Origin of the sequence: Actinomadura sp. 6K520 (genome assembly GCF_004349245.1) — a bacterium.
Lineage (GTDB): Bacteria > Actinomycetota > Actinomycetes > Streptosporangiales > Streptosporangiaceae > Spirillospora.
On the sequence record NZ_SMLC01000417.1, the window covers coordinates 1 to 917 of the forward strand.

1 pseudogene is annotated in these 917 nt (G+C 68.4%); it reads left to right on the forward strand.

Features of this window, described 5'->3' with window-relative positions:
- Positions 1–98: 98 nt before the first annotated feature.
- Positions 99–917: pseudogene (locus tag E1289_RS37760) on the forward strand (tRNA (adenine-N1)-methyltransferase); the annotation flags it as partial.

Here is a 917-nt window from a genome sequence, read left to right on the forward strand (position 1 = left end):
GAAGGTCCTGATTTTTTTTCTTTTTTTTTTTTTTAATGGTACGGCAACCACCGAAAACTACACGCGTAAGGTCGTCGGCAGCCTCAGATTTGTAAAAGAGACAGCCCCACGGCCCCTTCCGGCCCGGAGACCAGGTTCAGCTCACCGACCCCAAAGGCCGCGTCAACACCATCACCCTCCAGCCCGGCAAGGAGTACCACTCCCACAAGGGCTCCGTCCCCCACGACGACATCATCGGCAGCCCCGAAGGCACCGTCTACCGCACCACCGGCGGCACCGAATACCTCGCCTTCCGGCCCCTCCTCACCGACTTCACCCTCCGCATGCCCCGCGGCGCCGCCGTCGTCTACCCCAAGGACGCCGCCCAGATCATCGCCATGGCCGACATCTTCCCCGGCGCCCGCGTCATCGAGGCCGGCGCCGGATCCGGCGCCCTCAGCTGCTTCCTGCTGCGCGCCGTCGGCGAACACGGCCTCCTGTCCTCCTACGAACGCCGCCCCGACTTCGCCGACATCGCCCGCGCCAACGTCGAGAGGTTCTTCGGCGGCCCCCACCCCGCCTGGCGCCTCACCGTCGGCTCCCTCGAACACGCCCTCGCCGAGACCGAGGCCGACCGCGTCGTCCTCGACATGCTCGCCCCCTGGGAACCCCTCGACGCCGTCGCCAAGGCCCTCATCCCCGGCGGCATCGTCTGCGCCTACATCGCCACCACCACCCAGATGTCGCGCATCGTCGAGGACCTGCGCGGCCACGGCGGCTTCGCCGAGCCCCACGCGTCCGAGACCATGCTCCGCACCTGGCACGTCGACGGCCTCGCCGTCCGCCCCGACCACCGCATGATCGGCCACACCGGCTTCCTCGTCACCGCACGCCGCCTCGCCGAGGGCGTCACGCCGATGCCATTCGAGCTTGTCCCC